Here is a 19,179-nt window from a genome sequence, read left to right on the forward strand (position 1 = left end):
TACATGCCAATTTTCCGGTGAATTCAGATCAAGTCCGGTTAATCAAATCCAAAATAGTCCTTGGATTTTTGGGTTACTGTAATGGATGATGGGTAATCTAAAACTACGAATTTCAAATTTTAAATTCCCACCATCAGGGGTCTTTATGATTATTGAACCGGACTTCCGATGATCTGTGTTTTTGGGACTTTCATAATTTAGCTAGATAAGTTATGGCGATGTCGCCACTTTGGCGCTAATTCACAAAACTTCATCAAAATTCCTGCTTGGCTAATTGGTAATTAGTAATTAGTAATTAGTAATTGGTAATTAGTTCATGTAGGGTGGGCAGTGCAGCAGACAGATAATGAAGCTTGCAAAGCGCGTTGGTAGGCACTGCCCACCCTAGGATTAGCGTGATTTGCGCGGTCTTGGGGAGCCAGTGCGGTCTTGGGGAGCCAGTGCGGTCTTGGGGAGCCAGTGCGGTCTTGGGGAGCCAGTGCGGTCTTGGGGAGCCAGTGCGGTCTTGGGGAGCCAGTGCGGTCTTGGGGGTCTCCCCCATGAGCAACTGGCGTGGTCTCCCCCATGAGCAACTGGCGTGGTCTCCCCCATGAGCAACTGGCGTGGTCTCCCCCATGAGCAACTGGCGTGGTCTCCCCCATGAGCAACTGGCGTGGTTTCCCCCATGAGCGACTGCATCAAGACAATGACAATGGTGCAAGATCTCAGTTTGGTAATTGGTAATTAGTAATTGGTAATTAGTAATTGAAATTACTCCCTCGACCATACCCATTACCAAACAAAAACCACGACAACTATAGCAAAGGGAACAGCGGATCATCGGAACAGGTAACAGCAGATCATCGTAAGAGAGAATGGGGAAGTCGGACTGGTGAAGTTTAGCCCATCAGTGGACTGCCGTGATGATGCACCAAATACCAAGAGCCAGCCATAAGCTCAAACATATTGGTTGCTATGGATTCTGCCTCAATCCTTCTACCCTTGCTAACTTGCAACACTTTTTCTAGCACAACAACGTAGGCAAGAGTGTCCCTGACTTCAGTAGCAATAATCTCTGGTTCAATTTCCAGGTATTGGGTATTCTTGAATATCGCTTCCCAAGATGAGCTAATCTCCCGCCAACCTTTGATTACATCACGTCCAGGGTGAATACAAAGACTACCAGTGCCTTGAGACCAGACCTTACTCATGGCTTCAATGTCCTTTTTCTCAAAAGCTCGATAAAACGCTGTGTTGGCGGCTAATACGTCTGTGCGATCGCTACTCATAGTTTTTTGTTGACTTTCACAATTGTGAATATATTTAATTATATATAGTTAAATAGAATTAATCACATCTAAGCATTCAGCCGTCAGTGGTTAGTGGTCAGTGGTTAGTGGTCAGCTGTCAGCCGTCAGCAGTCAGCAGTCAGTGGTCAGCTGATTTTATTCAAAAGCACCTCAAGTAGCGATGCAGCGAGGTCTTGGGAAGGCAGCGCGGTCTTGGGGGTCTCCCCCATGAGCGACTGCCGTGGTTTCCCCCACTCGCGCTTTGCATGGCTGACAGTGTGGCACAGGCTTCTAGCCTGTGATGTAACCCATAAGCTGATAGCTGATAACTGATAACTGAATGCTGAATGCTGACCGCTGAATGCTGAATGCTGATAACTGAATGCTGAATGCTTACGGATTGCGCTCTTGGAGCCGTATCATAAATATGGGTGAGATTATCTTAATGGTGGCATGGAAACAATTTGGGAACTCGATTTTTACTCCCGCCCAATTTTGGACGAAAATCAGAAGAAACTTTGGGAAGTCTTAATTTGCGAGAGTCCTTTGGACATCAACCTCTCACCTGAGACACTGTTTCAATACGCTAGTTGGTGTCCCAACCAGCAGGTGAATTCAATTTGGTTGGGGCAGGCTTTGTCAGATGCGATCGCAAAAGCTCAACAGCCACCAACCAAGATTCGCTTCTTTCGGCGTCAGATGAACAATATGATTACCAAAGCCTGTAATGAGCTGAATATTCCAGCTCAACCCAGCCGTCGCACCTATGCTTTGGAGCGATGGCTAAAACAAAGGATACAGGACTTTTATCCCAATCAACCAGGCTATGACCCCGCAGCCGCTGCTTCCTCATTTGTCCGTTATCAATCCCCCATCCCTAAACCATTACCCGATGCCTTGCAGGGACAGAAGTGGGCAGTTGTAAGTCTACAAGCTGCTGCCTTTGAGGAAATGAACGAGTGGGATATTGACTTTGGTGAAGCCTTCCCGGTCTCGATCATGGACATTGCCCCAGAAACCCCCATTCCCGGTCTGATTATATTTTCCCAACGAGCTAAACCCCTAGCGGCATGGATGTCAGGCTTGGAGCTATCCTTTGTGAGACTTGACACTACTGATGATAAGCCAAAGTTGTTACTGGAAACTGGTGCCAATGAAAGCTGGATTCTCGCTAACCTGACCAAATCTCAAATTCTGGCAGAGGCAAAAAGCTTTGAAGAAGCAAAGCAGAAAGCTAATTTCGTCCATTTTCTGGCCGTACAATCGAGTCCAACTTCAGAACGGTTTGCCGGATTTTGGCTATGCCGGGAGTTATAACACCAGGCAATAGGCAATAGGCAACAGGCAACAGGCAACAGGCAACAGGCAACAGGCAAAAATAAATTGTGAGAATTTTTGTTCCCGACTCCCGACTCCCTACTCCCTACAAAAGAACCCGTAGAACAGGTGATTGTTCTACGGGTCCTGAAAGTACTGGCGCAGCTACCCAGTCAAAGCTACCGGCAGCATTACTCGTATTACACTAGGCTGCCCCGAGCAGGAGTGTTATTAACCCAATGGGATCACGCACTGACCAAATAACTGATTGTATTCGCTTATACCCGGGCACCGGCACATGCTGGGATAACCAAGCTTATTTCTATCCCTTGTACATGGACTATGAGGTATTACTTGAATTGAACATGAGCTTTTAACCGAGCGATCGTCTAATCCCCGGCTAGTTGCCTGATCAATGTCGTGGATCAAGCACAACGCGACACTTGCATCATATTCATATCCATCCGGGCACGCGCAGATACTACTATTGCCGCACCGGTTGTAATCCTGAGTACAAATGCTATCAGGAGCTATAACGGCTGGCATCTCTTGGGCCATTGCTGCAGGGGAGACCATCAAAAACAGCTGCACTGCCATCAAGAATGCGAAGATCGCTTTTAAGGGTCTCGAAAATCTTTTCATTTTTTTCCTTTGTTAACTCGACTATATATATCTATCTATAGATTATTCGAAGTTTTGGGGGGGTGCAAATTAATGCAATATTGGTAGTAGATGATCACCTACCTAAGCTGTTGGGCATTTAAGTTGGATATTATTCAGTTAGAAAAAACTCCCTCGACTCCCGACTCCCGACTCCCGACTCCCGACTCCCTACTCCCTACTCCCTTTGCAATATGAGTGCTGAAACTATACCGCAAGAGCTGCAAGCTGAACAACTGTTAGACTTAGCAGCTAAATCAGGAGCGACTAGTGCAGAGGTTTATCAGTCCCAGACGCTTTCTCGTCCTGTGTTTTTTGAAGCGAATCGGCTCAAACAAATCGAAAGTAGTCAATCGGAAGGCACAGCGCTACGGTTATGGCGAGACGGACGTCCAGGACTAGCAGTAGGCTATGGAGCAGTGGCAGCCCAAGATTTAGTAGACCGGGCAATGGCCATGACTGCACTCAATGAACCGGAATCCATAGAACTGGCTGATGGTCCTAGCGCTAACTATTCCGACTCACCAGAAACTATACCGATAGAAGACCTAGTAGCAATCGGCTCGGATGCGATCGCATTAATTCGCGATGCCTACCCAGAAGTGTTGTGTAGCGCTGAGTCGGAATGGGAGTCAGAAACCACTAGCTTAATTAACTCTGAAGGATTACATTGCTCTTACACTGACACTAGTCTCAGTTATTTCCTTGGGGTAGAGTGGGTCAGAGGTGAAGACTTTTTAAGTGTCGGTGATGGTACACAAATTCGATTAAGCCCATCTGAGCCCAAGGAAACCCTAAACACCAACAAAGTCCTAGAGCAAATTTTACAACGCCTCAACTGGGCAACGGCAAATGTATCTACTCCCAGTGGTCGTGTGCCAATTTTGTTGACCTCTAAAGCAGCGGATTTGCTATGGGGCACTGTGGAAGCAGCCTTAAATGGAAAACGGGTACTTGAAAAAGCGACCCCCTGGAGTGATAGTCTAGGTCAGGTGGTTACCTCAAAAAACCTGACCCTGTTTCAAGAACCAAATCCTGAATTTCCCTACAGTTGCCCCTTTGATGATGAAGGCACCCCTACCCAATCCCTCGTATTCATCAGTGAAGGGCAATTGCAACAGTTTTATTGCGATCGCACTACCGGTCGCTTACTCGGAACTGGCACAACGGGAAATGGATTTCGCCCTAGCCTAGGCAGCTACCCAACCCCTGATCTAGTCAACTTACTGATTAAACCAGGCCAAGGGTCACTCAATGACTTAATTGGGCAATTAGACGAAGGATTAGTCATAGACCAGATTCTTGGCGGTAGTGCTGGCATCTCCGGTGACTTTTCCGTCAATGTTGAGTTAGGCTATCGAGTGCAACAAGGAAAAATTATTGGTCGAGTCAAAGACACTATGGTAGCTGGGAATGTCTACAACACCCTTAAGCAATTAGTAATACTTGGTGATGATGCTGATTGGCAGGATAGCATCTACACACCTTCTTTAATTGTGGAAGGACTATCGGTAACCTCTAGTCATTAGTGGGTTAGTTGTAACTAGAGAAATTATCCTGGTATTTAGAAAGTACCTAGGAATAATCACTAATGAAAATTAACCAATGATCAATCAATGATCAATCCCATTACCCAATGGCTGATCCCCAAAAGAAGTCTTGCCCTTGCCGAAGCCTGTCTGATTGGATTGGTCTCAGGACTTTCAGCAGTATTACTCAAACACAGTATTGGCTGGTTAGGGAGTTGGCGGCTTCAAGCATCTCTGCTCCTACCCCCTAGCTTTGCCCTACCCGCTTTTGGACTCTGCTTAGGATTACTGTGCGGATTCCTGATTGAGTTTCTAGCATCAGAGGCAACTGGTAGTGGCGTACCTCAGATCAAAGGTGCTCTTGCCCGGTTTCCTATCGCGATGAATTTACGGGTGGCTGCGGTCAAGTTGGTAAGTACGATCCTATCTCTGGCGGCGGGAATGACTATGGGACGTCAAGGCCCAACGGTTCATATTGGAGCAGCTTTGGCGGCTCAATTAACTCGCTGGGTACCCACCTCTCCTGATCACCGACGTCAAATGATTGCTGCTGGGGCTGGGGCTGGATTAGCCGCTGGGTTTAATGCTCCCCTGGCTAGTGTAGCCTTTATCTTTGAGGAACTGTTACCAGATTTATCTAGTATAACTCTGGGTAGTGCTATTATAGCATCCTTTATTGGTGCGGTGGTTTCCCGGCTATTGGGTGGAGGTACCCTAGACCTCAATCGGGAACTAAGCAACTTTTCCAGCACCTTTGACGCTCGTGAGATTCCCTTCTATTTATTGTTAGGAGTGTTGGCTGGATTGCTAGCAGCTTTGTTTAATCAGGGAATTCTGGCCAGTCTGAATTTTTACGACCGCCTCAAGCTCAGCTTACCATTGCGGATTGGTATAGCTGGGATGCTTGGTGGGTGTATTGTAGCACTGCTACCGGATCAGTTCCATAACAACAGTGGTTTGCGGGAGTTGTTGCTCACTGGTGATGTAGGTTGGGAATTTACCAGTCTCGCTTTTGTGGTCTACTTCTTACTGACGATAATTGCCTATGGTTCTGGAGCACCAGGGGGGTTGTTTCATCCCTCCCTAGTATTGGGTTCCGCATTAGGCTATTTAGTTGGCATAGGTGAGTATCACCTGCTCGGATTAGGTAATCCGATTACCTACGCCTTGGCAGGGATGGGAGCATTTTTTAGTGCCGTTTCCAAGGTACCCATCACAGCGATTGTGATCGTGTTTGAGATGACAACGGACTTTAATCTAGTCCTACCGTTAATGATCACCTGTGTGGTTTCCTACCTAGTTGCCGATCAATTAGCCAAAGGGTCTCTCTATCAACGTTTGTTGGAGAGGAAAGGCTACAGCTTGCCTCAAGTAAAGGTGGACAAAAGTACCTTAGCTGGTTTAAAAGCATCTGACATCATGCAGCGCCGGGTAGAAACCCTAGGGAGTCAGATGACCTTAGAACAAGCCATTCAGACCTTTAGTAACTCTAGTCATCGCGGCTTTCCAGTAGTTGCTCAGGGGAAATTGGTCGGGATAATTACTCAAGAAGACATTGCCAAGAACCGAGACCGACTGCCTGGGAATACCCCTATAAAAGAGGTGATGACTCCACAACCGATAACAGTTAGACACAATGACACCTTAAGCCACGTTCTCTACATTCTTAATCGTTATCAACTCAATCGGTTACCTGTTCTAGAAAACCGAAAGTTAGTTGGAATCATTACCTTTAGTGATATTATTCGTGCCGAAGCTAACCAACTGAGTGGGGAAAAAGAACAACTAGGACCAAGTCCTGATCCCTCCTATGGGGTCTATTATACTCGGGCTCCAGCTACCGGTAGTGGACGGATGTTGGTTCCCTTAGCTAATCCCCAATCAGCACCAGTATTGTTGGAAATAGCTACTGCTATTGGCCGCGATCGCGACTATGAACTTGAGTGTTTGCAGGTAATACCTATCTCCCGCAGCACTAGTCCTGCTCAGACAGCAGTTGATACTACTAAAAGTCGCAGATTGCTAAGGCAAGCGGAAAGGCTAGGGCGACGGTGGGAAATGCCAGTTCACACCCAAATCCGGATATCCCACGATACCGCTCAAGCAATTCTAGAAACTATTAAACAACGACATATTAATCTGATTTTGATGGGATGGAAGGGAGGACCATCTAATAGTCCTAATCAGATTTTTGGTAATATTATCGATACCTTGATTCGACAAGCTCCCTGTGATTTAGTCTTGCTGAAATTACCCCAAGGCAAGGAAGTAGCAGAAGATGTTTTTTCTGCTAAGTACGGTTCACTAGCTAAGACCTGGAAGCGTTGGTTAATCCCCATTGCTGGTGGACCCAACTCTAGCCGTGCCCTACAATTAATTCCGATACTAGCAACCCTTGCTAAAGCAGAGCAAATCGTAGTAACTCAGGTTTTTAATCCTCAAGCTGGGGAACCTGTAATGACTAGCTTGGAAAAAGCTACCTATTTCCTCCGTCAACAACTCAAAGGTATGTGTGATGTGGTATCAATTCCGATCCGTTCCTATTCTGTTTCTGATGCTTTGATTCGTTTAGCCAAGGCTCAAAAGTATGATGTAGTCGTGATCGGAGCTAGTCGAGAGGGATTATTGGAGCAGGCGATCCATGGCAATATTCCGGAAGCGATCGCACGGGGTGTAGATAGTACTGTGATTTTGGTTAGGGAAGCGCTTCATTAATTAGGGAGTCGGGAATCGGGAGTCGGGAATCGGGAATCGGGGTAAGCATTCAGCTATCAGCTATCAGCTTTCAGCTATCAGCTTTCAGCTAAAGGCTGATGGCTGACCCCTGACCGCTGACCGCTGAATACTTACATTTTTTAACTCTATGTTACCAATTCCAGCTATTAGCTAAACCAGTAACCATGCTAACTATTTAAGTGTAACTAATTATTACAAAATTTACAAATTGCCTTGACTTTTTTTTGTTTTAGGTTGACAATAAAGTTACTCAATGATTATACTATAATCATGAAAAAAAAGCCGCGCTTTCTGCCGACCAAGCGCCAAGCGCGGCTTTCTACTCAATTACAATTGAGGTAATTCTATAATAATGCCAAAGAAACGATTCGTTTATCTTCCCATCGATTACCACGAAGGGATGGAGCGTCTTGAGCAGCTTGCCCAACAGCCTGCTCAACAGAGGGAGTCGAAGGGGGAACATGCCTATCCCTACCCCATCACCGAGCGCGAGCAAATCCTAATCCGACTGTACAGTCACTGCGAATTGGGTATGACACCGCAACGGTTCTACCAAAAGTGGGACTTGACGAGGGAAGATATGGCCTTGATCTGCTCCTGTTCCGTTCAAACCGTTAACGGCTGGTTTAACACCAGTCGTCGCTGTTACCCTCCCACTGCTGGTCACTTGCGCCATCTCGCCATCATGGATTTCTTATTGGAGGATTTTGAGACAATTCCTAAACCGTTATTGGAGCGATTGTGCTCGAAGGGATAATTAAGAATGTAGAACGTAGGGCGTTGCTGATTATGGGTATGGTTTCGCCCCCCTAGCCCCCCAATTCTGGGGGGAACAAAACTCTTAAAGTCCCTTCCGGTGCGCGCCTCCTAGGGCGAGTAAATCGCCCTTGGGTCGCACCGCAAAGTTGGGGGATTTAGGGGGCTTTAAGAAAACCAGATAATCGCGCATTCATTCCTTAATTCAGCAAGGCCGAACGTAGAATGGTGAATTTAGAATTTAAAATTCTAAATTCCTAATTCTCAATTATAACTTCTAACTTCTAACTTCTAAACTATGGTTTTCCCATTACCCGATAAATACATTGACCTGCTCACGGATTTCGGCTTTAAGCGCGTGTTTGGCACTGAGCCCAACAAAGCACTGTTGATCGATTTCTTGAATACGCTGTTGCCTCCCCACCATCAAATTCAGGATGTCACCATTAAGAATCCCGAGTTTTTGGGTAACACCTTAGTGGATAGAAGAGCGATTTTTGATATTTATTGTCAGAGCACAACCGGTGAACGCTTCATTGTGGAAATGCAAAAGGCAAAACAAAATTTCTTCAAAGACCGGAGTGTTTACTATTCCACTTTCCCCATCCAAGAACAGGCGCAACAGGGAGATTGGAATTATAAGCTAACGGCAGTCTATACCGTTGGTATTTTGGATTTCATTTTTAATGACCATAAGCAGGATTCAGAACTGTTGCATGTGGTAGAGCTAAAAAACCAGCGGTGTGAAGTGTTCTACGATAAGTTGAAATTCATCTATGTCGAGCTACCGAAATTTACTAAATCGGTTGATCAACTAGAAACCCATTTTGAAAAGTGGTTATTTTTATTCAGGCATCTTGCCCAATGTAATGCTCCCCCTGAACCCTTGCAAGAAGATGTGTTTGCTCAGTTGTTTGAAATAGCCGAGATTGCCAACTTTTCCTCAGAGGAGCAAGCCCTGTATCAGGATAGCCTCAAGGTCTACCGGGATATGTATAGTGTTAATCAAACCTTGATTCAAGAAAGTCTCGAACAAGGTAGACAACAAGGTATAGAACAGGTGGCAAAACAGATGAAGGCAGCAGGATTACCTCTGAATGATATTGCTCAATATACGGGGTTGAGTGTGGATGAGATTAATCAGTTGTTGTAATAATGTAGAATTTAGAATGTAGGGATAATGCAGAATTCTAAATTCTACATTCCCAATTCTAATTGCTTCTGAGCAAACTCCCGCAGTTTAGGATCGGAGTCATGCTCTGCTCTATCCTGTAATAAGGATCGGGTTTGGGAATGGTTAGGATAATATTCGAGGATGGCCTGAAGGGCTACTTCTCGAGGATTGCAACCCTGCTCTTTCTCACAGTCAAAGGGGTCATTGAGAGTGCGATGCTCTGAAAGAGCCGCTACGCGAACGCATAAAAATTCCCATAACCAAGGCTGATCGTGCCAAACTTCAGCTAACTGTTCAATTGCTGTAACTCGCACCAACGAATCAGTATCAGAGCTAGCCCATTCTTGAAGTAGGTTTAAGGTATCTTGATGGTCTTGCCAACCTTGAGCTAACTGTACAATTGCTGTACGTCGCACCAACGAATCAGTATCAAAGCGAGCTGATTCTTGAAGTAGGGGTAAGGTATCTCGATAGTCTTTGTAAACTTGAGCTAACTGTACAATTGCTGTACGTCGCACCCACGAATGCTGATCAGAGCGAGCCGATTCTTGAACTATGGCTAAGGTATCTCGATAGTCTTGCCAACCTTGAGCTAAATGTTCAATTGCTGTACGTCGTACCAACGAATCAGTATCAGAGCGAGCCGATTGTTGAAGTAGGGCTAAGGTATCTCGATGGTCTTTGTAAACTTGAGCTAACTGGTCAATTGCTGTAAGTCGCACCAACGAATCGAGATCAGAGCGAGCCGATTGTTGAAGTATGGCTAAAGTATCTCGATGGTCTTTGTAAACTTGAGCTAACTGGTCAATTGCTTTAAGTCGCACCAACGAATCGAGATCAGAGCGAGCCCATTTTTGAAGTAGGGGTAAAGTATCTCGATGGTTTTGCCAATGGGTGGCTACTGCTACAACAGCTTGGCTGCGAATATCACGGACTAAGTTGGCCTCATCTCCATACTTGTTATAAGTATAATTTAGATCATAGTGAATTAACTCTTTGACGCGATTCAGTAATCTAGTATCCGTTGATTTAATCTCATACCGATTCCTAACCTCAGACAAACAATCCCCTGCCAGAAATAAATTCTGAAACTTATACCATTCTCCATCTTGTGCCATCAAATACTCAATAATTTCTCCAGCTTTCTTGGAATCAATCATTCCCACAATCAACCTGAGCACTTCACGCCAAGATTCATCCTTGTAGTGTTTACCAAATACCTCTGTTTTTAACTTTTCTAGGGAAATATCCTGTTTTTTCTCAAATTTCCTGACAAATTCCCAAGCACAGAAATATTCCAAAAATGTCCGATGCACAAAGGCGTAGTAATCTGCTCCCATAAAACACAAGATAAAATTGCGGGTGCGCAACTGATTAATCATTACCTTAGCAACAGCTCTCGGGTGATTAACTTCCCGTAATTTAAGCTCCTCTTTGAGAATTCTTTCTAAATCTTCTCCACTAATCAGATTTACCGCTAATCCCTTTTGATTGCCCTGCATGAAATCTGCAACTTTTCCTAGCATCTGTTGCTTATCTTGATAATCAATAGTCTTCGGGTCAAGACGATTATCTTCTAATAATGCTCGTTCCACATCCCATTGATGGAGCAGTAACCGAGAGGATTGGTTATAGAGTTCAGAGCGGTCACGAGGCAATTCTTGATTGCGATTCAGGATTGCCATCATGGTTAGTAATAGGGGATTTTGCGCCAGTTGTCGAATCGGGGAGGATGTGTCTATTGCCTTTTGTAAGCGCTCCCGTTTCCTAACTTTATCCCCTTGATCAGTAAAGGTTAGATTATGCCACTGCTCGATAAAGGTTTGAATTTGTTTTGAGTTCAAGTCTTGGAGCATAACATGACGAAATTCAGCATCCCGTAGCCGTTGGGTTTTATAACCAATGACGCGAGATGTCACAATTACTCTTACCTTAGGATACTTATTGGTAAAGCGATGAATATCCGTAATAACATCTTCTCGTTTGCCTGGCTCAAACACTTCATCCAAGCCATCAAACATCACTAACACCTTACCAGCCTTTAACTGGTGATCAAGGTGATGTTGATTCAGATGACATATCGCTCCACTGCTTTGATGGCAGAATTCCAAGAAGTTATTACACTGTCCAGTATCCCGATTCCGAATATAGGTGCGTAATTCAATCAGTAAGGGAATTGGTAGAGAAAGGGCAGTAGTAAAATCTTTTCTTGCCCACTTCAATGCTAAATATTGCAGCAAGGTAGATTTACCAGAGCCTGGGTCTCCTAAAACCACCAAATACCGATAGCGTTGAGAGTCCTCAATTACATCCAATACCGATTTTATCGGCTGTTGATAATAACGCTTTTTAGCTCGTTTCAACTTCTCTGGATTAATTTTCCTTTCTAGTTGACCACTCTCTAGCAGTTTTTGATAATAATCTTTAGGAAGTTCATGAATTGCCTCCGGCATCAGGTCATGAACCTCTCGCACATTTTGACGGATAAATATCTTCCATAGTTTGAGTTGATTATAAGCACAGCCACTAGTATCCAAACTATCCAATTTGACATTACCGTAGCTCTCTAGGAGTGCTTCTTGATATTCCCTTAAGTCAAAATCTGGGGTAATTCCTGGTTTAGTGTTTTCTGCGATCGCTTCCAAAGTTTGGGAATCCCGGATAGGCCGTAAATCATCGGATTCCCGAATAATCGTTTTTACTTCCTTGACATACCGTTTACCAATATAGTGCCAATCAAATCCTTCCGGTAATGGTAATAAGTCAAGCTCAATCCAAGTCTTATCTAATTTTTCGGTATCTATTCGTTTACAGCCATACTTAAAGGCACTGCCCAGGATAGCTTTAATGGATTTATCCTTAATATACTGCTTGAGGGGTTTAGTATACGGTTTTACGTCTTGCTTAGATAAATCAGCATCTTCCAATTCTTCTTCCACTAAAGCCACAAATTCTTTTAAAGCCTTACCGAAGAGTTTCTTCTGGGTATTTTGATCCGATAGTCCGGTATACTCTTTGATAGACTCTTTGAAAAACTCTTTAGTGTAGTCTTCTAGAGCTTCTTTTGCCAAGGGACCAATCACTTCCTTAGCGAGATAGCCACCAGCACTAGAAAGTCCCCAAGCTGCTAACAAATCCAGCATGATATTGGTAGTTATTTTTTGGTTTATCTATCATTATAGACGAAAGGCAATCAGAGGTTGTCTGAGAAGTCTCATTTGCTACATCCAAGCCTCCTAAATCCCCCAATTTTGCGGTGCGACCCAAGGGCGATTTACTCGCCCTAGGAGGCGCGCACCGGAAGGGACTTTTAGAAGCAAATGGACTCTTTTTCCCCCCAAAGTTGGGGGGCTAGGGGGGCAAAATTCAGTATAAAAAAACTTGGGAGATATCCTCTCAGTTTGACCTGATGGTGCGTTACGGGACGGACTGTCTCAACACTTGCTATGGCTTGCGTCTTGGCGAGCCCGTCCCTAACACACCCTACGCCTTAATTCTAAATTCTTCATTCTAAATTCTTAATTCTAAATTCTACATTCTAAATTCTCCTTAGCAAACTTCCGCAGTTGAGGATCCGAGTCATGCTTTGCTCTATCCTGTAATAAGGATCGGGTTTCGGAATGGTTAGGATAATATTCCAGGATGGCATTAAGAGCTACTTGTCGAGGATTTTCATCCCAGTCTTCCTTACGTTCAAAGGGTTCATGGAAAGTGCCATCCCATAAAAATTCAAATAACCAAGGCTGGTCTTTCCAACCTTTAGCTAACTGTTCAATTGCTGTACATCGCACATCCGAATCAGTATCACAGCGAGCCGATTCTTGAAGTAGGGCTAAGGTATCTTGGTGGTCTTGGTAACCTTTAGCTAACTGTTCAATTGCTGTAACTCGCACCTGCCAATCAGTATCACAGCGAGCCCATTGTTGAAGTAGGGCTAAGGTATCTTGGTGGTCTTGGTAACCTTTAGCTAACTGTTCAATTGCTGTAACTCGCACACTCGAATCAGTATCACAGCGAGCCCATTGTTGAAGTAGGGCTAAGGTATCTCGGTGGTCTTTGTAACCTTTAGCTAACTGTTCAATTGCTGTAACTCGTACCCACGAATCACTATCAGAGCGAGCCCATTGTTGAAGTAGGGCTAAGGTATCTTGGTCGTCTTGGTAACCTTTAGCTAACTGTTCTATTGCTGTAATTCGTACCCACGAATCAGTATCAGAGCGAGCCAATTCTTGAAGTAGGGCTAAGGTATCTTGGTCGTCTTGGTAACCTTTAGCTAACTGTTCTATTGCTTTACATCGGACATCCGAATCAGTATCACAGCGAGCCCATTGTTGAAGTAGGGCTAAGGTATCTTGGTGGTCTTTGTAAGCTTTAGCTAACTGTTCAATTGCTCTAACTCGCACCTGCCAATCAGTATCACAGCGAGCCAATTCTTGAAGTAAGGCTAAGGTATCTCCGTGGTCTTTGTAAGCTTTAACTAACTCTTCAATTGCTGTAACTCGCACCCACGAATCAGTATCAGAGCGAGCCAATTCTTGAAGTATGTCTAAGGTATCTATGTAGTCTTTGTAAGCTTTAACTAACTCTTCAATTGCTCTACATCGCACCTCCGAATCCGTATCACAGCGAGCCGATTGTTCAAGTATGGCTAAGGTATATTGGTGGTCTTTGTAACCTTGAGCTAACTCTTCAATTGCTCTAACTCGCACCTCCGAATCCGTATCACAGCGAGCCGATTGTTTAAGTATGGCTAAGGTATCTTTGTGGTCTTTGTAACTTTGAACTAACTGTTCAATTGCTCTAACTCGCACCCACAAATCCGTATCAGAGCGAGCCAAGTCTTTAAGTACGGCTAAGGTATCTTTGTGGTCTTTGTAACCTTGCACTAACTGTTCTATTGCTCTAAATCGCATCCGCAAATCCGTATCAGAGCGAGCAATTTTTTTAAGTAGCCCTAAGGTATCTCGGTGGTCTTTGTAACTTTTAGCTAACTGTTCAATTGCTGTAGCTCGCACCCACAAATCCGTATCAGAGCGAGCCAATTTTTTAAGTAGCCCTAAGGTATCTCGGTGGTCTTGCCAATGGGTGGCTACTGCTACAACAGCTTTAGTGCGAAGATCACGGACTAAGTTGGCCTCATCTCTATACTTGTTATCAGTAGAATTTAGATCATAATGAATTAAGTCTTTGACGCGATTCAGTAATCCAATATTCGTTGATTTAATCTCATACCGATTTCTAACCTCAGATAAACAATCCCCTGCCAGAAATAAATTATTAAAATCATCCTCTACTCCACCTTGTGCCATCAAATACTCAATAATCTCTCCACCTTTGTGGGAATCAATCATGCCCACAATCAACTGCAGCACTTCATGCCAATATTCATCCCGCCAGTGCTTACCAAATACCTCATTTTTCAACTGTTCTAGGGAAATATCCTGCTTTTTCTCAAATTTCCTGACAAATTCCCGAGCACAGAAATATTCCAAAAATGTCCGATGCACAAAAGCGTAGTAATCTGCTCCCATTGAACAAAAGATAAAATTGCGGGTGCATAACTGACTAATCATTACCTTAGCAACGGTTCTCGGGTCATTAACCTCCCGTAACTTCAGCTCCTCTTTGATAATTCTTTCTAAATCTTCCCCACTAATCAGATTTCCCGCTAATCCCCCTTGATTACCCTGCATGAAATATGCCACTTTTCCCAATATCTGTTGCTTATCTTGATAATCAATCGTCTTCGGATCAACACCATTATCTTCTAGTAATGCTGGTTCCACATCCCATTGATGGAGCAGTAAGCGAGAAGATTGGTTATAGAGTTCAGAGCGGTCACGAGGCAATTCTTGATTGTGGTTCAGGATTGCCATCATCGTTAGTAATAGGGGATTTTGCGCCAGTTGTCGAATCCGAGAGCATGTCTTAATGGCTTTTTGTAAGCGCTCCTGTTTCCTAACTTTATCAACTTGATCAGTAAAGGTTAACTCATGCCACTGCTCGATAAACGTTTGAATTTGTTCCGACTCCAAGTCTTGGAGCATAACATGACGAAATTCAGCATCCCGTAGCCGTTGAGGTTTATAACCAATTACCCGAGATGTCACAATTACTCTTACCTTAGGATACTTATTCGTAAAGCGATGAATATCCGTAATGACATCCTCTCGTTTCCCTGGCTCACACACTTCATCCAAGCCATCAAACATCGCGAAGACAATACCCGCCTTTAACTGATCATCAAGTTTATTTTGATTCAGATGACCTATCGCTCCACTACTTTGATGGCAGAATTCCAAGAAATTCTGACACTGTCCACTATCGCGATTCCGGATATAAGTGGGTAAGTCAATCAGTAACGGAATCCGTAGAGAACGTTCAGTAGTTAGATCAGTTCTTGCCCACTCCAATGCTAAATAGTGCAGCAAGGTAGATTTACCAGAGCCTGGCTCTCCTAAAACCACCAAATAGCGATAGCCTTGAGAGTTCTTGATCACATCCAATATCGATTGAATTGGCTGTTGATAATAAACCTCTTTAGCTCGTTGCAACTTCTTCTGGTCAATGTCCTGATCTAGTTCACCACTCTCGTGCAGTTTTCTATAATCATCCTTAGGCAGTTCATGAATCCCCTCCGGCATCAAGTCATGAACCTCTCGCACATTTTGGGGGATAAATATCTTCCAGAGTTTTAGTTGATTATAAGCACAGCCACTAGTATCCAAACTATCCAATTTGACATTACCGTAGCTCTCTAGGAGTGCTTCCTGATATTTCCTTAAGTCAACATCTGGGGTAATTTCTGGTTTAGTGTTTTCTGCGATCGCTTCCAAGGTTTGGGAATCTCGGTTAGGCCGTAACTGATCGGATTTCCAAATAATATTTTTTACTTTATTATTGTTATTCTTTTTTCCTTTCTTGAGATAGCTTTTACCAATATAGTACATAGTGCCAATCAAATCCTTCCGGTAATTCTAATAAGTCAAGCTCAATCCAAGTCTTCGCTAATATATCGGTATCTATTCCTTGACAGCCATACTTGAACGCACTGCCCAGGATAGCTTTAATGGATTTATGTTTAAAATACTGCTTGAGAGGTTTACTATACTGTTTTAATTCTTGCTTAGATAAATCAGCATCTTCCAATTCTTCTTCCACTAAAGCCATATATTATTTTAAGGCTTTACCCAAGAGTTTTTTCTGGATATTTTGATCCGATAGTCCGGTATACTCTTTGATGGATTCTTTGAAGAAGTCTTTGGTGTAGTCTTCTAGAGCTTCTTTGGCCAAGGGAGTAATCACCTCTTTGGCGAGATAGCCACCGGCACTAGAAATTCCTTAAACTGCTAACCAATCCAGCATGATATTGGTAGTTGTTTTTTGGTTTATTTGTCATTATAGAGCAAAGGGAGTAGGGAGTAGGGAGTAGGGAGTAGGGAGTAGGGAGTAGGGAACAGCGGATCTGGGAACAGGGAATCGGGAACAGTGGTCAAAATCTCCCCATCTCCCCATCTCCCCATCTCCCCATCTCCCTACACTCGCGATCAGTTGGCCAGTTGCTAAGATCAAAGTCATGAGTCGGACAAAAATTGAGGTAATCTCATGTCACTTGCCAAACCCTCATTTAAAAAAGTTATTCTCCCTCATCCGGCCAAAGAAACCCTGCCCACCATGTATGATTTACCCAGTGAAGATCCAGAGGAGCCGGGTTTGCCTGACGAATTTCATAGTTGGCAACCACAACTGTGTAGTGAAACATTTCGCCCTCCCAATTATGACAGGGAAAGGGTGTTTGTGGCCAGTGACTTAAATTTATATTATGACCCCAACCATACCGCTTGGTACAAACGACCGGATTGGTTTGCGGTAGTAGGTATTTCCCGATTCTACCAGGAACGAGAGCTCAGAATGAGTTATGTGATCTGGCAAGAAGAGGTCAGACCAATTGTGGCGATAGAGTTGCTCTGTGGCGAGCACCAGAGATCAAGACCTCGGTTACAGTGAACGAACGGCAGAACCACCCACCAAATGGGAAGTGTACGAGCAGATTTTAGAAATTCCCTACTATCTCACCTTCGAGCGAATCAGCAATGAATTGCGAATTTTTAAGTTAGATGGCGGCAGCTATCAACCCCAAACCATAGACAATTCCCAATTTTGGATCCCTGAGTTGCAATTGGGTATAGGGCTATGGCTTGGTCAATATCGGGGATTGAATCGGTTGTGGCTACGTTGGTATGATCAAGATGGGAATTGGATTCCCACTGAGGCAGACCGAACCGAACTTCAACGGCAACGAGCCGAAGAAGAATACCAACGAGCGGAAGAAGAATACCAACGAGCTGAACAAGAACGTCAACAGAAGGAACTGGCTCAACAACGAGCTCAACAACTAGCAGAACGGTTACGACAGATGGGTATTAATCCCGATGACATTTAACCCCTGTCTGAGTTTTTCTCTAAGCTAATGCGCTACAGATGGTGCTACTTGAGGTGCTATCAGTTATCAGCTATCAGCTATCAGCTATCAGTTTATGGGCTAATTGAGGTGCTATCAGCGATTAGCGCTACGCGCACCGCTGACTGCTGACCGCTGACCGCTGACCGCTGACCGCTGACCGGTCAAGGATTATTGGGGATGTGATCGATTTGGGCGTAGCCACTGAAAACTAGCTTTTTCCCTTGGGTCTCTAGACGATTGATGCGCATAGTGACACCATCAAGGTTGAAGCGGTCTAGATCCACCATATTGTTCAAGATCTCATCCAGGGCTATTGTCAAAGTTTTAGATATCTCTTGTAACGACTCTGGTATTTCATTAGCTTGAAACTGGGAGTCTTTAAACAAAATCCGCCGTCGCCGCTCTACTCCGATGGTAGATGTCATACTAATCGGTACTATGCCGTAATTGGGTAGGTCAGCCTTAGCAAATAACCGTAGACCATTGTTCGGTTGCAGCTGAACTTGCACCTCGGTAAAGGAAACCGGGGCACCACCAGATAGTGCGGTTAACCCTGGTGTAGAAAGGTTTTCCAGCCGCTTTCTTACTAGTTGTGCTTTAAAGGATTGGTTGATGTCAGCTTCAGTCAGAATAACTTGAGCGATCGCTTGAGTAGGTTGCTTCAGAGAAATCTTACCCTGAAGCACTGAGCTGAAATCCAGAGAAACAGCATCAGTTTCAAAGGACATCTCCTCTGTCCGGAATTCCCGACGAATCACTAAACCACGACCACTCATTTTGAAGCTATCGATACTACCTTGTAGCAACTTGCTAGAGGGATAGCAGCGCACAGAAACATCTACCGATTCGCTTGTGGTAAACAGGTGGCGAATGGTCTTGCTGGCAACAGTATTGAGCAGCTGTTCACCCCAGTCGGTGCCAGAATTATTTGTACCGGTGAAGCCACCTAACATAACCATCTTGCATCCTGCGAGAGTTACTTCTACATTTGTAACAAAATGTGAAGAACTCAGCAATCGATCCTAGGTATGAAAGTTATTTGGTTATTCCCCATTGACTTTCAGTGTAGGGCAGGTTAATGGGTTGTTCACCTTTAGTGTCCAGTGCAGGGTAGGTTATTTGGTTGGTTATTGGTTAATAGGCTCTAGTACATCAAACCTGTTAGCTCCAGAAGTCTCGGTTGTCGGGCTTTAGTTGTATTGCTTTAATTGTAGGGCTAAAGGGTTGAGAAGCCAGTCTCAACCTTTATAGCATTTGTCATAGTTATCAAGTACA

General features: G+C 44.2%; 15 protein-coding genes and 1 pseudogene. 8 read left to right on the forward strand and 8 right to left on the reverse strand.

Annotated elements, in window-relative coordinates:
• Window positions 1-390: 390 nt before the first annotated feature.
• Both BJP34_RS38340 and BJP34_RS00625 read right to left on the reverse strand, forming a co-directional pair.
• Window positions 391-678 (reverse strand): hypothetical protein, encoded by a 288-nt coding sequence (locus BJP34_RS38340; protein ID WP_149030719.1) that lies wholly within the window; start codon window positions 676-678, stop codon window positions 391-393.
• Window positions 679-878: 200 nt separating this feature from the next.
• Entirely contained in the window at window positions 879-1,268 is a 390-nt protein-coding gene (locus BJP34_RS00625) for a nuclear transport factor 2 family protein (RefSeq protein WP_070390658.1), read from the reverse strand.
• Between the two features lie 453 nt (window positions 1,269-1,721).
• Here BJP34_RS00625 and BJP34_RS00630 point away from each other — a divergent pair, with 453 nt between their 5' ends.
• The 7 genes from BJP34_RS00630 (at window position 1,722) to BJP34_RS00650 (ending at window position 9,419) form a co-directional block, all read left to right on the forward strand.
• The gene (locus BJP34_RS00630; RefSeq protein WP_070390659.1) at window positions 1,722-2,585 is read left to right on the forward strand and encodes a Tab2/Atab2 family RNA-binding protein; all 864 of its coding nucleotides are present in this window, start codon (window positions 1,722-1,724) and stop codon (window positions 2,583-2,585) included.
• Between the two features lie 68 nt (window positions 2,586-2,653).
• On the forward strand, window positions 2,654-2,794 hold the full coding sequence (locus BJP34_RS41960) for a hypothetical protein (protein ID WP_158516917.1): 141 nt from the start codon (window positions 2,654-2,656) through the stop codon (window positions 2,792-2,794).
• 523 nt (window positions 2,795-3,317) lie between these two features.
• Complete coding sequence (locus tag BJP34_RS48240) at window positions 3,318-3,443, forward strand: hypothetical protein (protein ID WP_267876457.1); 126 nt, start codon at window positions 3,318-3,320, stop codon at window positions 3,441-3,443.
• Window positions 3,440-4,774 carry a TldD/PmbA family protein gene (locus BJP34_RS00635; RefSeq protein WP_070390660.1) on the forward strand — a complete coding sequence of 445 codons (1,335 nt, stop codon included), beginning with the start codon at window positions 3,440-3,442 and terminating at the stop codon, window positions 4,772-4,774. Before BJP34_RS48240 ends, BJP34_RS00635 begins: the two co-directional genes overlap by 4 nt.
• Window positions 4,775-4,861: 87 nt before the next feature.
• A complete protein-coding gene (locus tag BJP34_RS00640) occupies window positions 4,862-7,489 on the forward strand; it encodes a chloride channel protein (protein WP_070390661.1) in 2,628 nt (875 codons plus the stop codon).
• Window positions 7,490-7,862: 373 nt separating this feature from the next.
• On the forward strand, window positions 7,863-8,267 hold the full coding sequence (locus BJP34_RS00645; RefSeq protein ID WP_083304930.1) for a hypothetical protein: 405 nt from the start codon (window positions 7,863-7,865) through the stop codon (window positions 8,265-8,267).
• A 297-nt stretch (window positions 8,268-8,564) separates the two neighbouring features.
• Window positions 8,565-9,419 carry an Rpn family recombination-promoting nuclease/putative transposase gene (locus BJP34_RS00650; protein ID WP_070390662.1) on the forward strand — a complete coding sequence of 285 codons (855 nt, stop codon included), beginning with the start codon at window positions 8,565-8,567 and terminating at the stop codon, window positions 9,417-9,419.
• A 44-nt stretch (window positions 9,420-9,463) separates the two neighbouring features.
• On the opposite strand, the gene BJP34_RS00655 is transcribed toward BJP34_RS00650, so the two are convergent.
• From BJP34_RS00655 to BJP34_RS38345, 5 genes are all read right to left on the reverse strand, one after another.
• A complete protein-coding gene (locus BJP34_RS00655) occupies window positions 9,464-12,583 on the reverse strand; it encodes an NACHT domain-containing protein (RefSeq protein WP_070390663.1) in 3,120 nt (1,039 codons plus the stop codon).
• A 381-nt stretch (window positions 12,584-12,964) separates the two neighbouring features.
• Window positions 12,965-16,390, reverse strand: a complete 3,426-nt coding sequence (locus BJP34_RS00660; RefSeq protein WP_229424195.1) for a HEAT repeat domain-containing protein — start codon at window positions 16,388-16,390, stop codon at window positions 12,965-12,967.
• On the reverse strand, window positions 16,374-16,610 hold the full coding sequence (locus BJP34_RS46890) for a hypothetical protein (RefSeq protein ID WP_229424196.1): 237 nt from the start codon (window positions 16,608-16,610) through the stop codon (window positions 16,374-16,376). Before BJP34_RS46890 ends, BJP34_RS00660 begins: the two co-directional genes overlap by 17 nt.
• A gap of 3 nt (window positions 16,611-16,613) precedes the next feature.
• Complete coding sequence (locus BJP34_RS48245) at window positions 16,614-16,745, reverse strand: hypothetical protein (protein ID WP_267876458.1); 132 nt, start codon at window positions 16,743-16,745, stop codon at window positions 16,614-16,616.
• A gap of 93 nt (window positions 16,746-16,838) precedes the next feature.
• Window positions 16,839-17,018: a hypothetical protein gene (locus BJP34_RS38345; RefSeq protein WP_149030720.1), complete on the reverse strand. Its 180-nt coding sequence runs from the start codon at window positions 17,016-17,018 to the stop codon at window positions 16,839-16,841.
• A gap of 27 nt (window positions 17,019-17,045) precedes the next feature.
• On the opposite strand from BJP34_RS38345, the pseudogene BJP34_RS00665 reads away from it, so the two are divergent.
• Window positions 17,046-17,883 (forward strand): annotated as a pseudogene (locus BJP34_RS00665) (Uma2 family endonuclease).
• Between the two features lie 182 nt (window positions 17,884-18,065).
• On the opposite strand, the gene BJP34_RS00670 reads toward BJP34_RS00665, so the two are convergent.
• Entirely contained in the window at window positions 18,066-18,863 is a 798-nt protein-coding gene (locus BJP34_RS00670) for a DUF2993 domain-containing protein (RefSeq protein WP_324611003.1), read from the reverse strand.
• Window positions 18,864-19,179: the final 316 nt, after the last annotated feature.

Source organism: Moorena producens PAL-8-15-08-1, from assembly GCF_001767235.1.
In the GTDB taxonomy this organism is placed as follows: Bacteria; Cyanobacteriota; Cyanobacteriia; order Cyanobacteriales; family Coleofasciculaceae; genus Moorena; species Moorena producens_A.

Bases quoted from the DNA above. Each gene is read 5' to 3' on its own strand.
- BJP34_RS38340 (WP_149030719.1), bottom strand. From the start codon at position 678: ATGCAGTCGCTCATGGGGGAAACCACGCCAGTTGCTCATGGGGGAGAC.
- BJP34_RS00625 (WP_070390658.1), bottom strand. From the start codon at position 1,268: ATGAGTAGCGATCGCACAGACGTATTAGCCGCCAACACAGCGTTTTAT.
- BJP34_RS00630 (WP_070390659.1), top strand. From the start codon at position 1,722: ATGGAAACAATTTGGGAACTCGATTTTTACTCCCGCCCAATTTTGGAC.
- BJP34_RS48240 (WP_267876457.1), top strand. From the start codon at position 3,318: ATGATCACCTACCTAAGCTGTTGGGCATTTAAGTTGGATATTATTCAG.
- BJP34_RS00635 (WP_070390660.1), top strand. From the start codon at position 3,440: ATGAGTGCTGAAACTATACCGCAAGAGCTGCAAGCTGAACAACTGTTA.
- BJP34_RS00640 (WP_070390661.1), top strand. From the start codon at position 4,862: ATGATCAATCCCATTACCCAATGGCTGATCCCCAAAAGAAGTCTTGCC.
- BJP34_RS00645 (WP_083304930.1), top strand. From the start codon at position 7,863: ATGCCAAAGAAACGATTCGTTTATCTTCCCATCGATTACCACGAAGGG.
- BJP34_RS00650 (WP_070390662.1), top strand. From the start codon at position 8,565: ATGGTTTTCCCATTACCCGATAAATACATTGACCTGCTCACGGATTTC.
- BJP34_RS00655 (WP_070390663.1), bottom strand. From the start codon at position 12,583: ATGCTGGATTTGTTAGCAGCTTGGGGACTTTCTAGTGCTGGTGGCTAT.
- BJP34_RS00660 (WP_229424195.1), bottom strand. From the start codon at position 16,390: ATGTACTATATTGGTAAAAGCTATCTCAAGAAAGGAAAAAAGAATAAC.
- BJP34_RS46890 (WP_229424196.1), bottom strand. From the start codon at position 16,610: ATGGCTTTAGTGGAAGAAGAATTGGAAGATGCTGATTTATCTAAGCAA.
- BJP34_RS38345 (WP_149030720.1), bottom strand. From the start codon at position 17,018: ATGACTTTGATCTTAGCAACTGGCCAACTGATCGCGAGTGTAGGGAGA.
- BJP34_RS00670 (WP_324611003.1), bottom strand. From the start codon at position 18,863: ATGGTTATGTTAGGTGGCTTCACCGGTACAAATAATTCTGGCACCGAC.